This window comes from Lysinibacillus sp. C5.1 (assembly GCF_016350185.1).
Classification (GTDB): Bacteria; Bacillota; Bacilli; order Bacillales_A; family Planococcaceae; genus Lysinibacillus; species Lysinibacillus sphaericus.
Window position 1 is genome coordinate 3,148,214 of the sequence record NZ_CP066226.1, and the last position, 17,830, is coordinate 3,166,043.

The following is a 17,830-nucleotide window of genomic DNA, read 5'->3' on the forward strand; positions in this document are numbered from 1 at the left end:
ATATTGTCAATACCACTCTATCTTATTACAATACGTTGTCAGTTTCAAGAATAGTTTTAATTTTCGTTACCATCAAATCAATCGCTACGCCATTCTCTCCACCTTCAGGAATAATAATATCAGCATAACGTTTAGTCGGTTCAATAAACATATTATGCATCGGTCGTACTGCAGATAGGTACTGGTCAATTACAGAATCTGTTGTACGTCCACGCTCTTTAATATCACGTAAAATACGACGAATAATACGTAAATCTGGATCCGTATCAACAAATAATTTGATGTCCATTAAACCACGTAAGTCTGCATCCTCTAATACTAAAATTCCTTCTAGTATAATAACATCTACTGGCTCTACATGGATAACTTCCTTAGCACGCGTATGCTGTACATAGTCATAAACCGGCTTATCGATTGGCTGACGCTTTAATAATTTTTTTATATGCTCAATCAATAAATCATTATCAAACGCTAGTGGATGGTCATAATTCGTTCCTAGTCGTTCTTCAAATGTTAAATGACTTTGATCTTTATAGTAGTAATCTTGTTCAATTACTACGACAGAATGCTCACGGAAAACATCATAAATAGCACGGGTCACACTCGTTTTGCCTGAGCATGAGCCACCAGCGATTCCGATGACAACTGGACGCTTGATTGCCATTAATTATTCTCCTTTCGCATCATGTTGTGCGGTTGAAGTGGTGTCTCACATTTAAACTTAACAATTTGCAATGGATGACGTGCCGCATCTAAGCTATTGCCATCCTCATCCCAAATTTCCCCCATTGTAATGCGGAAATTTTCGATTTCTGGCCCAAAAAATTCTACTTCATCACCTGGTTTAAAATAGTTACGTTGTTGCATCGTTACAATTTTTGTTTCAGGATCATGCTCTAAAATAAGCCCTGCAAATTCATAGGTTGTTTTACGACCATGAACGCCAAACATTTGCTCTTCATGACCTGGTGCATCATGGAAGAACGCCTCAGCAGTGTCACGATTTGCACATTTATCTAACTCTTCTAGCCATTCCCGTTTAATTTTAAAATTGTCAGGGTCTGCACAATACGCATCAATGACTTTACGATAGACAGAAACTACTGTTGCCACATAGTGAATCGATTTCATACGGCCTTCGACTTTTAATGAGTCAATGCCAAGCTCTATCATATGTGGTATCGCTTCAATTAACTTTAAATCTTTCGGACTCATCGCAAAAGGTGCATGATTGTCATCGAAGAGCGCTTTTTCCTCGCCGTCTTCCAACTCGTATAAATCATAATCCCAACGACAAGATTGGCAGCAGCCACCACGATTGGAGTCACGTGCTGTCATATGATTTGATAACACACAACGACCTGAATAGGCGATACACATTGCGCCATGAACGAATGCTTCAATTTCGATATCGACTTTTTCTTTCATTAGCTTCATTTCTTCGCCGCCAACTTCACGTGCTAAAACAACGCGGTGTAAGCCTTCTTCTTTCCAATACTGTACTGCTTTCCAGTTTGATAAAGATTGTTGTGTAGAAAGATGGATTTCTAGCTTCGGCGCAGCACTACGACATGTTTCGATAATAAGTGGGTCCGCTACAATAATGCCAGTAACGCCTGCTGATTCAATATCCTTTAAATATTGCTCTAAACCATCCATATTTTCATTATGAGCGAAAATATTCGTTGTCACGTAAATTTTTGCTCCATACTTATTTGCAAACTCTACACCTTCACGCATATCTTCGATAGAAAAATTATCTGCGTTTGAGCGAAGACCGAATTCTCGACCTCCGATAAATACTGCGTCCGCACCATAATGGACAGCTACTTTTAGTTTTTCTAAGCTACCTGCAGGGGCAAGTAGTTCAGGTTTTTTTGTAATGACGCGTTTACCGTTTATCATTTCACGGATTTTGTCATTTTGTTCTAATGCCAATGCCATGTTCTTGCCACCTCCTAGTAAACTGTTTCCTTGAAGATAAAGCCCGTATCGAGTGGTCGAATAGCAGGTTGAATTTCTTCAATTTTAGCCAGTAAATCATCTTTAATATCGTCATATGCATCTTCTGATTCGTCAAAATAAGTGTCAATTGCTCGACGATATGCTTCTGTAACTGTCACTACATATTCCGGCGTTTGTAAAACACCTTCAATTTTTAGCGCATCGATGCCTGCTTCAAATAACTCGCCTAGCTCATCAATAATGCACATATCATTTGGACTGAAAATATGTGTACCATTTGCATCCTCATAAATTGGATATTTGTTGTTACGCTCATCATCATGAAGGAACATATTACGGTTTTCTTGACGATTTTCAATTGTCATTACTTTATCTTGATATAAGAAATAATGACCTAGTAATGGACGCTTCGATTGGAACATACAAGTCATGCCGTGTACTTGTACTTCCACTTCTACTTCTGCGTTTTCTTTAATTTCTATTACTTCATCTAATGAAAGCTCACGCGCTAGCACAGCACGTGTTGCACCACGTTTACCCCAATAATTCGCAGTAAACCAGTTGGTAGCCGTCGTTTCCGGATTCCAGTGCAACGGAATGGTTACACCTTGCTCGCGACGCACTATAATAACCGCAGGGTCGCCGTAAATTAAACGATCTACACCTATGCGTTGCATTTCTTTTAAATAGTCACCTAATGCATCTAGTTTTTCGTTATGGAAAAGCGCATTCACTGCAACATACACCTTTTTGCCTGCTGCGTGTATTAGCTTCGTTGCTTCTTCTACTTCGCTCACTGAAAATTCACCTGCAAGACGAAGACCAAATTGTTGTTCCCCAATGACAAAAGCATCAGCTCCAGCTGTTAACAGTGCTTTTACATGGTCTACTGATTGCGGTGTAACAAGCAATTCAGGTTTTTTCATAGTCGTCACCTCTTCAAACATAATAATAAGCCATCCCCCACTGGTAAAAATGCACTTGTATAATCAGGATGGTGCATAATCCAATCGGTAAAGTTTTTTAAATTCCGAATCATTGTGCGCTTGCGACGTGGTACGTCTTTTAAGTCCAAATCGGACAAGCCATGCATATACATATTATCGATATACAAGACGCCTCCCGAGTTGACAAGAGGGGCATATTTTTCGAAAAATCGTTGGTATTGTCCTTTTGCTGCATCTATAAAAACCGCATCAAAAGTTGTGTGAATTGCCTTATCGTCTACCTCTAAAGCATCTCCCTCAATAACCGTAATACGATTGGACACGGTCGATCTTGCAATATAAGCTTTTGCACGAGCGACACGTTCTTCATCACGTTCGATCGTAACAATCTGCACATTTGGCAAAGCCTCTGCCATCCGTATTGCTGAGTAACCAATTGCCGTGCCAATTTCTAAAATTTTTGCCGGATTTTGAATACGTAGCAACTGATTCAGTGCGTCTATTCCAGCTAACTGCATAATCGGTACATGATTTTCTTCCGCATATGCTTCCATTTCTAAAAGCAAGTCATTACGTGGTTGAATAAATGATTGTATATATGCATCCGATAATTCCATTGTAAAATTCACCCTCATTTAAAAGGAAACGAGCACTCCCGTTATCCAAACTTCATCATCACTTTGCTACAAAAAGAAAAAGACCAAACGTGATGTCTTGGTACTTTGCCATACAAAAATGAGCAATTGTTAGTCGATATGCACGAAACAATTGCCACCACGTATAATTGATTAAAAATCACAATTTATAATAGCACGAAAATAGAAGGAAAGCTATTTTTCTTTCCTTCTATCTATTTTATTGTGCTATTTATTTGCCTCAAATTACTGAGATTTACTTAATATATTGTTCTTTCTTTTGCAAATGCTCATCATATGTTTTTGAGAAGTGGTTAACTCCTTCTTTATCTGCTAAGAAATAAAGATAATCAGTTTTGCTCGGATTTAACGTTGCTTCAATCGAAGTTTTCCCAGCACCAGCAATTGGCCCTGGCGGTAATCCTTTATTTTTGTAAGTATTATAAGCGTTTTCCACTTCTAAATCTTCATACAATACGCGATCTTTATGTGAACCAAGGGCATATAAAACAGTTGGGTCTGTTTGTAGTGGCATGCCTTTCTCTATACGATTATAGAATACACTCGCTATCGTTTCACGATCTGTTTGTGCTGTTGCCTCTTCCTCTAATAACGATGCAAACGTTAAAAGTTGATGGACTGACATTTGTTTTTCAACTAACACTTCACTATAATTTTTCACTACATTATTCATCGCTGCAATCATTTCTTCAACAATTGACTCTAACGAAGGTTTTTCTTCAAAATAAGAATATGTTGCTGGGAATAAATACCCTTCTAAGTCATAGCGAATATTATCAGCTAAAACCGCATCTGTAATAAGTTCTGGATAGTTAGCCATCATTTTTTGAACAAATGCTTCACTTGTTACTAAATCCATAAACTCTTTTTGAGTATAAGGTGTTTTCTTTTCTACGATTTTACCTATCTGATCAAGTGTTAGACCTTCTGGAATCGTCATCGTAAAGATTGGCTCACGATACACCTTGCCTGTTTTTAAACTCTCAATCAGCTCGTCCAATGTCATCGCTTGGGTTAAATCATAATTTCCTGCTTGGAATTGAGATTCATTTTTAAACTTGGCGTAATATTTAAAGACTTTCGCATCTTTAATAATGCCCTTTTTCTCTAACAAAGCCGAAATCGAACTTAAACTAGAGCCAATTGGTACTTCAACAGCAATGGTTTTCGTCGCATCCGGATTCACCGGTTTAAGCGCACTTTTAACGTAGTTGTACCCAATTAAACCGATAATGCCAAATAATAATAAAAACGTAATGGCTATAATAGCTACGATTTTTCTCACGATTTTTACCTCAGATTTTTTTTCTTCCATTTTTGAAAACATTTCTTGTTTTTTAGAACCGTTATCCACGGGTTTCCCCCCTATCACTATCCAATATCATACTAGAAATCAACTTTTTCGACAAACAGAAATGACAATTCAGGAGAAATTGCACACATAAAAAAATCTGCTAATACATTCTTTAGCAGATTTGTACCTTTATAATTGCAACGCTCCTTGCTTTTTCTCTTCTACTAACAAACCTTGCGCTAGTTGAGCAATAACAACATCATCAGCTGGTGGATTAAAGCGGCTACACTGAACATCTCGAAAAAGTCGTTGCAATTTATTAGACTTCGACAAACTTCGGCCTCCAACAACTTGCATCGCTTTCGTCACAATATCTATGGCATGTTGACAAATCACATATTTTGCAATACTAACATCCTGCGCTAAATCCTGTTTACCTGTCGGGTGCTGTTCTGCTTGTGCAGCAATACTGTAAAGCTTACGACGTGCTGTTTGATACAACACCTCTATTTCTCCAATCTTTTGTTGCACATGGCTAGCGTGTGCAATTGTATTTTCCAAGCTATAAGAATACGTATTTTTCGCAAACTCGACTACATAATCCCTCGCCGCACCTGCAATTCCTAAATAGACCGCAGGAATTTCTAAAGAATAGACACGTCCATCTGCTAAAAATCGATTCACTTCATTCGGACGGTGACGATATAATAATGCCTCATCTGGCACAAAAGTATCGTGGAAAATGATATCATGACTACCTGTTGCTCGCATGCCCATTGCATCCCACGTGTTCACCACTTCAACCTGCTCATTTTTTGTCATAAGAAACTCGGCAGTTACATTTTCATCTTCTAAATATGCAATAATCGTGAATTGCTTTAAAATTGGTGCTAGTGAAGCAAAAGCTTTCTCGCCGGTAATGATATAACCACCTGGAACTTTTTTGGCAGTCGTGCCAGGCAAACTACCCCGTGAAATATTGCCCTTTCCTCGTTCACTATTAATAATATTTAACAGGGAACCTTCCTCCACAGCTTTACGACTTAGTTCTGCAAAAATATGCTGCGGCCACAACTTCGCTTCTCTTACATTTAAAAACGTTAATAAGTGCCAGCCAACCGCTAAAGCAGTTGACCCATCTCCTTTAGCAAGCTGCTCTTGCACTAATAGCATTTCATAGAGAGAGATTTCCTCACCGCCGTATTTTTTCGGTACAGTCAATCGAAAATACCCTGCCTCCTCCAACAATTTAAAATGGTCAAAAGGAAACGCACCACTTTCATCATAAATAGCAGCTGTTTCTTCAATTTGCCCAGCAAGTTTACGAGCATATTGAACGAGCTGTTGTTCTCGCTCATTCCGAATAAAAACATCACGCATTAATCGATCACCTTACTTTTCGTAAATCGGTTTTGAGGTTTCTTTAGCCCTAAATGTTCACGCAATGTTGTCCCTGTATAATCTTCACGATAGATGCCACGCTCTTGTAATATTGGTACAACCTTCTCTACAAAGTTTTCTAAATCACGTGGTAACAACGGAAATTGCAGCATAAATCCATCAGCTGCCCCCTCCTTCAACCATCGTTCCATTTCGTCAGCAATTTGTACCGCTGTTCCAACAAAGGCATCACGTCTAGCAGGTCCAAACAGGCGGGCATACAACTCACCGACCTTTAAATTTTCTTTTTTAATAATCTCTAAATGCTCGTCAAAATGGCTTTGAATACTGTTGACAGCAGGAAACTCAACTTCAATAGCTGGCGTATCTAGCGAATACTTTGAAAAATCAACATTGCCCATATAACCTGAAACAAACTTCAAGCTCTCATATGGGTCTATCAATGATTGCAATTCATTGAATTGACGAATGGCTTCTTCCTCAGTATCACCTACTATGGGCGAGATACCTTGTAAAACAAGCAACTCCTCCTCCGTTCGACCGAACGACGCTAGCTGTGCCTTTAAAGTGCGATAATGTGCTTTGGCTTTTTCGATATCATCCCAATGGACAAAAACAACTTCCGCTGTTCGTGCAGCTAATTTTTGCCCTGGCTTAGATGCTCCGGCCTCAACAATAACGGGTTGCCCTTGTATCGAACGCGCAATGTTTAGCGGACCTTTCACAGATAAATATTTACCTTTAAATGCCGTTTCATGTACTTTCTCTTGGTCATAAAAAATATTATTTTCACGATCATAGACAAAGGCATCATCTTCCCAAGAATCCCATAATGATTGCACGACATCAATAAATTCTTCTGCTCGTTCGTAGCGATGGTCATGCTCCCAATGCTGATCACGACTAAAGTTTAAAGCTGTTTGGCCGGTTGCATCTGCCGTTGTCACTAAATTCCATGCAACACGTCCATTGCTGATATGATCAATGGACATTAATTGTCTTGCTAATACATACGGTTCACTGTAAGTAGTCGAAGCTGTTGCACCAAGCCCTATTTTGGATGTCGCTGCAGCTAGCGCTGTAATTTGAATCAGTGGGTCAAAACGATTTAAAATATGTGGATGGGATTCGTGATTAATGGCTAAACTATCCGCCACAAAGGCCATGTCGAATTTACCTTTTTCGGCAAGTTTTGCTACTTTTTGTAATGCTTTTATATCAATGCTTGCATCAACCTGCGCTAAAGGATGCTTCCATGCCGCAACATGCATGCCTGCCCCGATTAAATATAAAGCTAACTTTAATTGTTTGTTCTCCGCCATTTTTCATCATCTCTCCTTTTAATATGAATAAAACGTCTTCCATGTTGCTAGTTCATCCAATGGCATGTTGACAGGAATATAGTTCCCCTTTGAAATGTTAGAGACAAAATCTGCTGTTTCTTTACGCTGATATATCTCCACAATTTTTTTCAATTTTGCGTTGTCCTTATCTTCAGGCTTTGCCACTATGACATTAATAAAAGGCTTTGCTGTTTCATTTTCATGAATAAGCGCATCCTTTAAAAGCAAGCCTGCTTCAACAGCTACTCCATTATTAATAACCGCAAAATCAGTATCCTCCATGACACGAGGCGTCGTCGCCCCATCCACTGGCACAATCGTTAAATTTTTAGGATTGTCTTGTATACGATCTTCGCCTCCATTGCCATCAAAATTATCGGTAACCGTTAACAGGTCATATTCTTGCAGCAGTAACAATGCTCGCCCCCAATTGGAAGGATCATTTGGCACTGCAATTTTGGCCCCATCCTTTATCTCTTCTATCCGTTTGTATTTGTTCGAATACAAGCCGATGGGCGCCATAATCGTTGTGCCAATCGCTTGTAAATCTGTGCCGTTATTCTTATTAAATAAATTTAAATATGCGACATGTTGGAAAGCATTTATATCGACTTCACCTTCTGCTAATGCTTGATTGGGATCATACTGTGCTGAAAATGTCACTAATTCTAAATGTATATGTTCCTTTGTTGCTTGTTCTTTTATATATTCCCACGTTTTGATTTCCGAGCTGCGAATGCCAACCTTCACAACATCGTTTTCCTCAGCTTTTGTACATGCTACAAGTAAAAATAATAATGACAAGAGTCCGATAATATACTGTATTTTCTTCATTGCTAGCTCTCCTTTTAAGCTACTCTTCGCAGCTTTCTTTCAATGGTATTGCCGATACTTTGAATAATTTGAACAACAACGACTAATAGTACAACTGTCACGAGAATGGTTACATTATCAAAGCGTTGGTAGCCATAAGTTATGGCAACATCCCCAAGACCTCCTCCACCAACTGCTCCTGCCATTGCTGTTGCCCCGATAAGTCCAATCGTTGCTGTTGTGACGCTTAAAATTAAAGATGGGAAGGCTTCAGGAAGTAAAAACTTATGAATAATTTGAAATGGAGAAGCTCCCATTGCTTTTGCCGCTTCAATGATGCCTTCATCTACCTCAAGCAGAGAATTTTCAATTAATCTTGAAATATACGGTCCAATATGCAAGACAAGTGGTACGATAGCAGCAGTTGTGCCAATCGCTGTCCCAACAAGTAGACGTGTAAATGGAATGATAGCTACTAATAAAATAATGAAAGGAATAGATCGTAACGTATTGACAACTGGATTGACAATCGAGAAAATAATTTTATTTTCAAGTATGTGCCCTTTGCGCGTAACAACTAAAACGATGCCTAATATAAACCCTAAAATAGCGCCAAAAATTAATGAAATGCTAACCATGTACAGCGTATCCAACAGTGCGTCGATGATAATCTGTGTGCTTACCTTCATGTGCAACGACCTCCTCCATATGAATATTTTTACTTTGAATATATAAAAACGCGTTTTGAATCTCTGGTGCTGAACCCACTAGCTCTACAATTAAATGACCGAATGGAATGCCCTGTAGCTCCGTAATATTGCCAAATAGTACATTGACATCGACCGCGAATTTCTTGGCTACTTGTGATACAACAGGCTGACCGACATCCACCCCAATAAATTTCATATTGTAAATTCGTTTCGAACCATCGATGACATTCAATTGCTCATAAACAGATTGCGGTATTTCATTTCGAACAACTGATTGCACAAAGTTTTTCGTTGTGTCTTGCTTTGGTGCAGAAAAAATGTGTAGGACATTATCTTCTTCTATTATTTGCCCGTTCTCCATTACCGCCACACGATTACATATATCTCGAATCACTTCCATTTCATGTGTAATCATCAAAATGGTAATGCCATATTCACTATTGACACGCTTGAGCAACGCTAAAATAGATTTTGTCGTTTGGGGGTCCAGAGCAGATGTCGCTTCATCGCATAATAAAATTGTCGGCTTTGTAATTAATGCTCTTGCAATCCCTACACGTTGCTTTTGACCACCTGATAATTCATCAATAAAGCGATGCGCCTTATCTTGCAAGCCGACAAATGTTAAGACCTCTTGCACTTGAGCTGCTATTTTCGATTTGTTAGCACCACTTAACACTAAAGGCATTGCCACATTATCAAAAACCGTTTTAGAGTGGAGGAGATTAAAGTGTTGAAAAATCATTCCAATATTTTTCTTTTCCTCCCGCAATTGTTTTTTGCTTAGTTTGGTTAAATTTTTACCATTAACAAGCACTTCACCAGATGTCGGCTCTTCTAATAAATTCACTGTGCGAAGTAAAGTACTTTTCCCAGCACCGCTAAAGCCAATTACGCCAAATATATCACCTTTCTGAATAGTTAAATTAATGTGATTTAACGCCTTCACAGTCGCTTGCCCAACATGAAATTCCTTCGTCGTATTTATAAATTCAATCATTCAGATTTCCCTCCTATGCACTTGAATCCGTATAATCTGTTCAACATGCTAAAATACTGGAACGACAGCCCCTTTATATTGATCTTCAAAAAATTTTCTCGCCTTTTCACTTGTCAGCCATTTCACTACTTTTTGAATGGCAGCATCTTGCTGTTTTTCTTTCGTCGTTGCAATAATATTGACATAAGGTGACTCCGGCCCTTCCATAATAAGTGCATCCTCAAGTGGATTATAACCTCCTTCTAATGCGTAATTCGTATTGATAGCAGACGCGTCTACATCATCTAATGAGCGCACTAATAACAATGGATCAACACCTATAAACTGAATGTTCTTTTCATTTTTTGTAATATCCTCAACTGTGAAATCACTGTCCTTTGCATCATCTAATTGGATAAGGTCATTATGTTCAAACAGTAGTAATGCGCGTGAAAAATTGACAATGTCATTTGGCACAGCTACTTTTGCATTTTGTGGTAAATCCTTTATATCGTGAATTGTTTTTGAATAGACTCCGAATGGCTCAATGTGAATACCTTTGACACTTACCAAATCTAGATTACTTTCTTTATTCGTCTGTTCTAAAAACGGAATGTGCTGAAAATAGTTGAAATCAAGTTCACCGTCCGCTGTTTGTTGATTGGTTTGAACAGCATCTTTTAATATGGAAATATTTAACTTCACACCATCTTGTGCAAGATCTTCCGCTAAATATTCTAATACTTCCGCATGAGGAACACTTGCAGCCCCTACATTTAATGTAACAACGTCGTCTTGTTTTACCTGCTTCGAATCTGTACAGCCAGCAAGGACAATGATTAACACGCTAGCAAACCATAACCGTAATTTTTTCATATTATATCCTCCTATTTTTATTAATTTACTTGGTTTAATTACAAATAAATATAGAGCATTTCATGTACAGTTGAATAATTCTCTTAAAATAAACTATTTGAAATTTTCTATTTTTATTACAACAAATCTTATCTGTTTACTTGTAATTGGTCAATGCTATTTTTTCTTGTTTTTCCCATGTATCAATCTTTATGTAATCTTGCAGGGGAAGATTCCCTTGTTTTCTGTATGTTACACACGTTTTTCTCTCTACTAAACACAATATTCGTTGGACGATAGAATCCTTTTTAGCTTCAGATAGAAATTTTCTATTAGACATCGAAGCAAATTGTTTGAGTGACTGGCACTCATATATAAAAAAACATACTCAAAGTTATACTTTGAGTATGTTTTTTTATAAGTCATTTAAAATATCTTCTACGAATTCCCATTCTGCATCTGTTTCAATCGGTAGTAAATCCTCAATCGTTCCATCTGGTCCAGGTACATATTGGGCAGCGAAAATATCACGTTCCTCCATTGGTTCTTCTGAAACAGCAACATAAAGTACATATGATTTGCCAAATTGTTCAGAAGCAAATGTATGAATAACCTCGCACACCTGATCTGTGCCATCTTCATTCGTCACGGTTATAAGCTGTGGTTCCTCCTGAAATTCATCTAACAGTGTTAATACAACTTCATTAATCATTTCCCATTCAGCATCCGTTTCCACAGGTTGCAAATTAATCATTTCCCCGCTGTTATCATCATAATCGAATGTCATCGCTGAAATATCACCAGGAATTTCTTGCCCCTTTTCATCTATCAGTGAGAACAATACATATGATTTTTCCTCGGCATCAAATGTAAATACAACTCGGCATGTTTGCTCTTGACCATTTTCTCCGATAATAATAAATTCTTGTGTTTCCTCGTTCATTTAACTTCCTCCTTACAAATGAGCTGATTGTTTTAGTTCTTGCCCTTGTACGTCCAAGTTGATTGGCGTAAAAAAAGAACAAGGACCGCTTTTGCCATCCTTGTTCTTTACACTTTAAAATGAAAACAATTACTCTTCGTCTTCGTCCTCTAAAGCGTTTAAAACGTCTTCTACCATGTCCCACTCTGCTTCTGTTTCAATCGGTGTTAATTCGCCATCTTCACCGTTTTCAGAAGGTACAAATGATGATACGAAGATTTCTACAGAGCCGTCTTCATCTTCTTCTGCTCCTACCATTGAGTAAAATACATAAGATTTACCGAATTCAGGAGACTCGTGTACGTGAATTACTTCGCAAAGTTGCTCGTTTCCGTTTTCGTCAATCACTGTAATGTGTTGTACGTGTAATTCTTCTTCATGGTTATGCTCGTGAGCCATGTTTGCCACCTCATTAATTAGTTTTTGCTATCTAAATAGCCTTGTAAAATCATCACAGCAGCCATTTTATCAATGACTTGCTTGCGTTTTTTGCGACTTACGTCCGCTTCGATTAGCATGCGCTCGGCAGCCATCGTCGTTAAACGCTCATCCCAAAGTTTAACCGGCAGTGAAAATGTCTCTTCTAATAACTTTTTATAGTTTTCAGAAGCTTCACCACGTGGTCCTACCGTATTATTCATGTTTTTCGGGAATCCTACAACAAATTCAGTGATAGTATATTCCTTCACTAGCTCAGCAATACGGTCGATGCCGAATTCGCCATTTGCTTCATCAATTTTTACGGTTTCAATACCTTGAGCCGTCCAGCCAAGTGCATCACTAATGGCAACACCGACTGTTTTCGACCCAACGTCTAATCCCATAATTCTCATTTCTAGCCCTCGTTATTCTTTTTAATATAAAATTTAACAAGCTCTTCTAGAATTTCGTCACGCTCTAGCTTGCGAATTAAATTACGAGCATCCTGATGGCGAGGAATATACGCCGGATCACCAGAAAGTAAGTAACCGACAATCTGATTGATAGGATTATATCCCTTTTCCTCTAATGAAGAATGTACTTTCAACATTACCTGCTTGACTTCCTGTTCCATTGATTCTTCTGGAAAATTAAATTTCATCGTTTGATCAAATGAACTCATGACCAGCACCTCGCTTTCAGAAATAAGGAGATGTGCAAAGAAGCTCATCTCCGATTTCTCTTTATTATAACCGATTTGACGTATTAATTAAATGGATTTAACGTAATCATACACAGAAAGTAGCGCTTCATCAAGTTTTGAAGCATCTTTAGCACCTGCCATCGCCATATCTGGACGACCGCCGCCTTTACCGCCACAAGCTTCTGCCACCATTTTCACAATATTTCCTGCATGGTAATTGCCACCCACTAAATCTTTCGTTACACCTGCACATAACATGACTTTATCGCCATCAATAGCACCTAGGACAACAACAGCTTTTGTCATTTTACCTTTTAGGTCATCCATCATTTGACGCAGTTGGTTATTGTCTTTCGCTTCAACTTTCGTTGAAAGTACTGTCACATCACCAAATGTTTGGGCTGCATCTACAATAGCACCTGCTTGTGCATTGGCAATTTTTTGTGATAATCCTTCATTTTCACGTTGTAATTCTTTGTAGTCTGCTTGTAGCGCATGAACTTTAGTGACAATATCTTTCGGATTTGCTTTTAATAATGCTGCTGCATCATTTAATAGCGCCTCTTCTTCTTTAACCGCCTCATATGCCACTTTTCCAGTCACAGCCTCGATACGACGCGTTCCTGCGCCAATACCACCTTCTGATACAATTTTAAAGAAGCCAATTTCAGAAGAACGTTTTACATGGATACCACCACAAAGTTCGATTGAATAATCGCCAATGGAAACGACGCGCACAATATCACCGTATTTTTCGCCGAATAATGCCATTGCCCCCATTGCTCTCGCTTCATCAATCGCCTTTTCTTCAATCACGACTTCAATATCTTCCCACACTTTTTCATTTACAATACGTTCAATTTGTTGTAACTCTTCTTTAGTTACTTGACCGAAGTGAGAGAAGTCGAAGCGTAATCGATCAGGACCAACATAAGAACCTGCTTGGTTAACATGGTCACCTAATACGTCTTTTAACGCACGTTGCATAATGTGCGTTGCTGTATGGTTTTTAATGATGAGATTACGTTCACTGCGATTAACTACCGCTTTTACTGCATCTTCAACATGCATTTCACCTGATTCAACAAGAACTGTGTGTAACGGTTGTCCATTTGGTGCTTTTTGAACATCCTTAACGATTGCTGTAAAGCCGTCATTGGAAATTACACCACTATCAGCAATCTGTCCACCCATTTCAGCGTAGAACGGTGTTTTTGCTAAGACAACTAAAGCTTCTTGACCTTCTGAAGCGACCTTCGCGACTTGTCCGTTGACAATCATTGCTGCAACTTCCGTTTCTACTGATAATGTATCATAGCCAACGAATTCACTTGCAACGGTTAAGTTTGCTAGCACTTCATTTTGTACTTGCATTGAATCCACATCTTGACGAGCTGCACGCGCACGTTCACGTTGTTCATTCATTGACACTTCGAATCCTTCATGATCCACTTTCATGCCTACTTCTTCTGCATATTCTTCTGTTAACTCGATTGGGAAGCCATATGTGTCGTAAAGACGGAATGCATCTGCTCCAGGAATATAATCATGACCCGCTGCTTTTTGTGCTTCTACAACTTCATTAAAAATAGCAAGACCACCATCTAATGTTTCGTGGAAACGAATTTCCTCGTTTTTAATCACACGTTGGATAAATTCACATTTTTCCGTAACTTCTGGGTAGAAATCCACCATAATTTGTCCAACTGTTGGTACTAATTCAAACATAAATGGTTTTTCGATACCAATTTGTTTAGCGTAACGTACTGCACGACGTAGTAAACGACGCAATACATAACCACGACCTTCATTTGAAGGAAGAGCGCCATCACCGATAGCAAATGCCACAGTACGGATATGGTCTGCAATCACTTTGAATGGTGTATTAATGTCTTCTTCCGAACCGAAGATTTCACTTAACGCGACTTCACCAGGACGCTTATATTTGCGATTGGCAAATTGTTCAATTTTTTCAATGATTGGCATAAATAAATCCGTATCAAAGTTTGTTGGAACATTTTGTACAACTGATACAATACGTTCTAGTCCCATCCCTGTATCAATGTTTTGCTTTGGTAATGGTGTATAAGTACCATCAGGATTATGGTTAAATTGAGAGAACACTAAGTTCCAAACTTCTAAATAACGTTCGTTTTCTCCGCCAGGATACATTTCTGGATCATTTTCATCTGCACCATATTCTTCTCCACGATCGTAGAAAATTTCAGAGTTTGGACCAGATGGACCTTCCCCAATATCCCAGAAGTTCCCTTCTAATCGAATTAAACGTTCTTCTGGAATGCCAATTTCGTTATGCCATACGTCATATGCTTCTTGGTCTTCTGGGTGGATGGTAATCGATAAAAGTTCAGGATCAAAGCCCATCCACTTTTTATCCGTTAAAAATTCCCAAGCGTAATGAATTGCTTCTTTTTTGAAGTAATCACCAATAGAAAAGTTACCTAACATTTCAAAGAATGTATGGTGACGTGCTGTTTTCCCTACGTTTTCAATATCGTTCGTACGAATCGATTTTTGTGCATTCGTAATACGCGGATTATCAGGAATAATACGACCATCAAAATAAGGTTTTAATGTTGCTACACCCGAGTTAATCCAAAGTAATGAAGGGTCATTAATTGGCACAAGAGGTGCTGATGGTTCATGGTGATGTCCTTTTTCTTTAAAGAATTCTAAATACATACGGCGAATTTCTACTGCTTTCATGTGAAAAGTTCCTCCTCTAATAGTGTAAAATTACGATATGAAGCCGCTTATACGCATAAAAAAGCCCTCATCCCCAAAAAGGGACGAGGACTTTGTATATTGTCTCGCGGTACCACCCTAGTTGTAAGTATTGTGTATACTTACCTCTTTAGCACTTGTAACGTAAGTGAACGGCAGGGATTAGCTGCACTCTGGAGTAGCTTTCGGCACTTGTTGACGTGAGGATTTTTTCAGCCTAGAAATCCCTTTCTTCTACACGCACAAATACGTACTTGTTCCATCATCGTTTTTTCTATTTTCTAACGCACATTATAAAAAAATTATGGCCTTCTGTCAATCATTGCATTTCTATATTGATATGAAATGATGGCAGTCAGCTAAAAAATATATTAGCTATCTAAGATTAACCAAAGTACAACATTTCGAATAGCGCTTAATCTTTATTTTTTAAGAAATTTTCTACTCTTTGTATAAATGGCTCCCGATTATACGATTGGTAGAGTAAGCTCGATAAACGTACTGGGTCTCCAAAGAAATATCGCTCATATAGCGTTTGTCTCGTGCCAAAACTACTCATCGTTAAATCCCATGCTAAACGGAATTTTTTGACACGCTCCTCTCCACCATCCCTAAATGATTGTAAATAATGCTCCAAATCCCCATCATCTGCGCCAAATGCTTTTTCACTCGGGATTGACATTAAGCCACTTGCACCTAATAATTGAATGATTTCTGTAAAGGTTGGATAGACTTTAGGGAAAATTTGAATAGCTACCTGTAATGTTGGATGGTCAGGTCTTATATAACCAAAGTCGTCTCTTTTAGCTTCTAGTTCGGATTTGAGCAATAAAGCTTTCATCGTTTCTAATGTTACAATGATTTCCACTACTTTTTGCTGTACATGTTGGTATTCGCCAATATTGATTGTATTAACAATTGATTGGACAACACCTAAAACAAATTCTGTTTTAGCAATTTGTCGGGACAATACTTGATGTAAAGTATACGCTTGGAAGCCACTCACATTCATGAAGTTATTAGCAACCTCATTATTTTCATAATAAAAAACGCGCTCCCACGGTACCACGACATCATCAAAGACAACAATCGCATCCATTTCCTCAAAGCGTGCGCTTAAAGGATGATCGAACGTTGATTCCCCTCCGACAAATGACTGTCTACATAAAAATTTCAATCCTTTCGTATCACTTGGTATGGAAAAACCAAACCCTTTTTCCTTATCAAAGCCATTTGTTGATAAAACAAGTAGTTCGTCTGTAATGCCACCTTGTGTGGCAAGCAATCTTGCCCCTTTAATTACCAGTCCTTGAGTTGTTTTCCCTACAATTTTAGCCGCAATGATGACCTCTTCATCTTCATAATGATATCGTTGACGGTTTACTTGTGGCTCAATAAACGTATGTGTCATCGTCAAATCATTTTCACGTGCATATTCATAAAAATTTAGCAGATGATCTGGAAAACAATTTGGCTTATCTTTTAAATATTCAGCGGCAGATGCTAATGCCATTAAAGTAGTGTTCATATAATCAGGACTTCTTCCCATTAAGCCATGATTAGATAAAGCCCACTCTCGCGCAGCTTGACGTCTTGTTACTAAATCTTCAACCTTTGTCACTTGTAGAAAAGACATACCTACTCGTTCATTACTCTTTGGTGATACATAGGTCAAGCTATCATGTAACGACTCATCATGCTGCAAATCAAAAAGCTTTGCTTGACTTTGCATTACGCCTTTAAATGCTGGATGTTCTGAAACCTTTCCCGTAACGACTGCGCCATCTATTGAGATATGCGTTTGCAATGCATCGATGCGCTTAATATACTGCTGGCCTGTTATTATTGGCATACATTCACCCCTAAAAAAGTTACCTATGTTTTCATTCCATGTAGTATATGAACTTTTACGTTTTTTCGTTCCACAACTACTTATCTGTACTATATCAATCGTTATTTCACAGCAAACTGTACTAGTTTAATAATACACAACAAAATTGACGATAAAGCTTGAATT

Annotated in this window: 17 protein-coding genes; all 17 read right to left on the reverse strand. The window is 38.4% G+C overall.

Annotated features, from left to right (window positions below; translation table 11 throughout):
• Nucleotides 1–25 precede the first annotated feature (25 nt).
• The 17 genes from udk to hpaB all read right to left on the reverse strand — a co-directional run bounded on the left by udk (nucleotide 26) and on the right by hpaB (nucleotide 17,665).
• Nucleotides 26–664 (reverse strand): uridine kinase, encoded by a 639-nt coding sequence (gene udk, locus I5435_RS15390; RefSeq protein WP_024363103.1) that lies wholly within the window; start codon nucleotides 662–664, stop codon nucleotides 26–28.
• Nucleotides 664–1,944, reverse strand: coding sequence for a peptidase U32 family protein (locus I5435_RS15395; protein ID WP_029747273.1), 1,281 nt, complete (start codon nucleotides 1,942–1,944; stop codon nucleotides 664–666). The genes udk and I5435_RS15395 overlap by 1 nt, the downstream gene beginning before the upstream one ends.
• Nucleotides 1,945–1,958: 14 nt before the next feature.
• Complete coding sequence (locus I5435_RS15400; RefSeq protein WP_024363105.1) at nucleotides 1,959–2,891, reverse strand: peptidase U32 family protein; 933 nt, start codon at nucleotides 2,889–2,891, stop codon at nucleotides 1,959–1,961.
• Between the two features lie 5 nt (nucleotides 2,892–2,896).
• Complete coding sequence (locus I5435_RS15405; protein ID WP_024363106.1) at nucleotides 2,897–3,529, reverse strand: O-methyltransferase; 633 nt, start codon at nucleotides 3,527–3,529, stop codon at nucleotides 2,897–2,899.
• Nucleotides 3,530–3,803: 274 nt separating this feature from the next.
• On the reverse strand, nucleotides 3,804–4,922 hold the full coding sequence (gene mltG / locus I5435_RS15410; protein WP_024363107.1) for an endolytic transglycosylase MltG: 1,119 nt from the start codon (nucleotides 4,920–4,922) through the stop codon (nucleotides 3,804–3,806).
• 129 nt (nucleotides 4,923–5,051) lie between these two features.
• Complete coding sequence (locus tag I5435_RS15415; RefSeq protein ID WP_337982550.1) at nucleotides 5,052–6,242, reverse strand: acyl-CoA dehydrogenase family protein; 1,191 nt, start codon at nucleotides 6,240–6,242, stop codon at nucleotides 5,052–5,054.
• A complete protein-coding gene (locus tag I5435_RS15420; protein ID WP_337982551.1) occupies nucleotides 6,242–7,585 on the reverse strand; it encodes an LLM class flavin-dependent oxidoreductase in 1,344 nt (447 codons plus the stop codon). The genes I5435_RS15415 and I5435_RS15420 overlap by 1 nt, the downstream gene beginning before the upstream one ends.
• Nucleotides 7,586–7,603: 18 nt before the next feature.
• Nucleotides 7,604–8,440 (reverse strand): MetQ/NlpA family ABC transporter substrate-binding protein, encoded by an 837-nt coding sequence (locus I5435_RS15425; protein ID WP_337982552.1) that lies wholly within the window; start codon nucleotides 8,438–8,440, stop codon nucleotides 7,604–7,606.
• Nucleotides 8,441–8,454: 14 nt separating this feature from the next.
• Complete coding sequence (locus I5435_RS15430; RefSeq protein WP_025220077.1) at nucleotides 8,455–9,108, reverse strand: methionine ABC transporter permease; 654 nt, start codon at nucleotides 9,106–9,108, stop codon at nucleotides 8,455–8,457.
• The gene (locus I5435_RS15435; protein ID WP_337982553.1) at nucleotides 9,050–10,129 is read right to left on the reverse strand and encodes a methionine ABC transporter ATP-binding protein; all 1,080 of its coding nucleotides are present in this window, start codon (nucleotides 10,127–10,129) and stop codon (nucleotides 9,050–9,052) included. Before I5435_RS15435 ends, I5435_RS15430 begins: the two co-directional genes overlap by 59 nt.
• 48 nt (nucleotides 10,130–10,177) lie before the next feature.
• Nucleotides 10,178–10,984 carry a MetQ/NlpA family ABC transporter substrate-binding protein gene (locus I5435_RS15440; RefSeq protein ID WP_337982554.1) on the reverse strand — a complete coding sequence of 269 codons (807 nt, stop codon included), beginning with the start codon at nucleotides 10,982–10,984 and terminating at the stop codon, nucleotides 10,178–10,180.
• 394 nt (nucleotides 10,985–11,378) lie between these two features.
• Nucleotides 11,379–11,906 carry a DUF1292 domain-containing protein gene (locus I5435_RS15445; protein ID WP_231784779.1) on the reverse strand — a complete coding sequence of 176 codons (528 nt, stop codon included), beginning with the start codon at nucleotides 11,904–11,906 and terminating at the stop codon, nucleotides 11,379–11,381.
• Nucleotides 11,907–12,035: 129 nt separating this feature from the next.
• Nucleotides 12,036–12,344 carry a DUF1292 domain-containing protein gene (locus I5435_RS15450; protein ID WP_024363115.1) on the reverse strand — a complete coding sequence of 103 codons (309 nt, stop codon included), beginning with the start codon at nucleotides 12,342–12,344 and terminating at the stop codon, nucleotides 12,036–12,038.
• Nucleotides 12,345–12,361: 17 nt separating this feature from the next.
• Nucleotides 12,362–12,778: a Holliday junction resolvase RuvX gene (gene ruvX / locus I5435_RS15455; RefSeq protein WP_024363116.1), complete on the reverse strand. Its 417-nt coding sequence runs from the start codon at nucleotides 12,776–12,778 to the stop codon at nucleotides 12,362–12,364.
• A gap of 2 nt (nucleotides 12,779–12,780) precedes the next feature.
• Complete coding sequence (locus I5435_RS15460; protein WP_024363117.1) at nucleotides 12,781–13,047, reverse strand: IreB family regulatory phosphoprotein; 267 nt, start codon at nucleotides 13,045–13,047, stop codon at nucleotides 12,781–12,783.
• Between the two features lie 87 nt (nucleotides 13,048–13,134).
• A complete protein-coding gene (alaS, locus tag I5435_RS15465) occupies nucleotides 13,135–15,795 on the reverse strand; it encodes an alanine--tRNA ligase (RefSeq protein ID WP_337982555.1) in 2,661 nt (886 codons plus the stop codon).
• 433 nt (nucleotides 15,796–16,228) lie between these two features.
• Nucleotides 16,229–17,665, reverse strand: a complete 1,437-nt coding sequence (hpaB, locus tag I5435_RS15470) for a 4-hydroxyphenylacetate 3-monooxygenase, oxygenase component (protein WP_024363119.1) — start codon at nucleotides 17,663–17,665, stop codon at nucleotides 16,229–16,231.
• Nucleotides 17,666–17,830 lie beyond the last annotated feature (165 nt).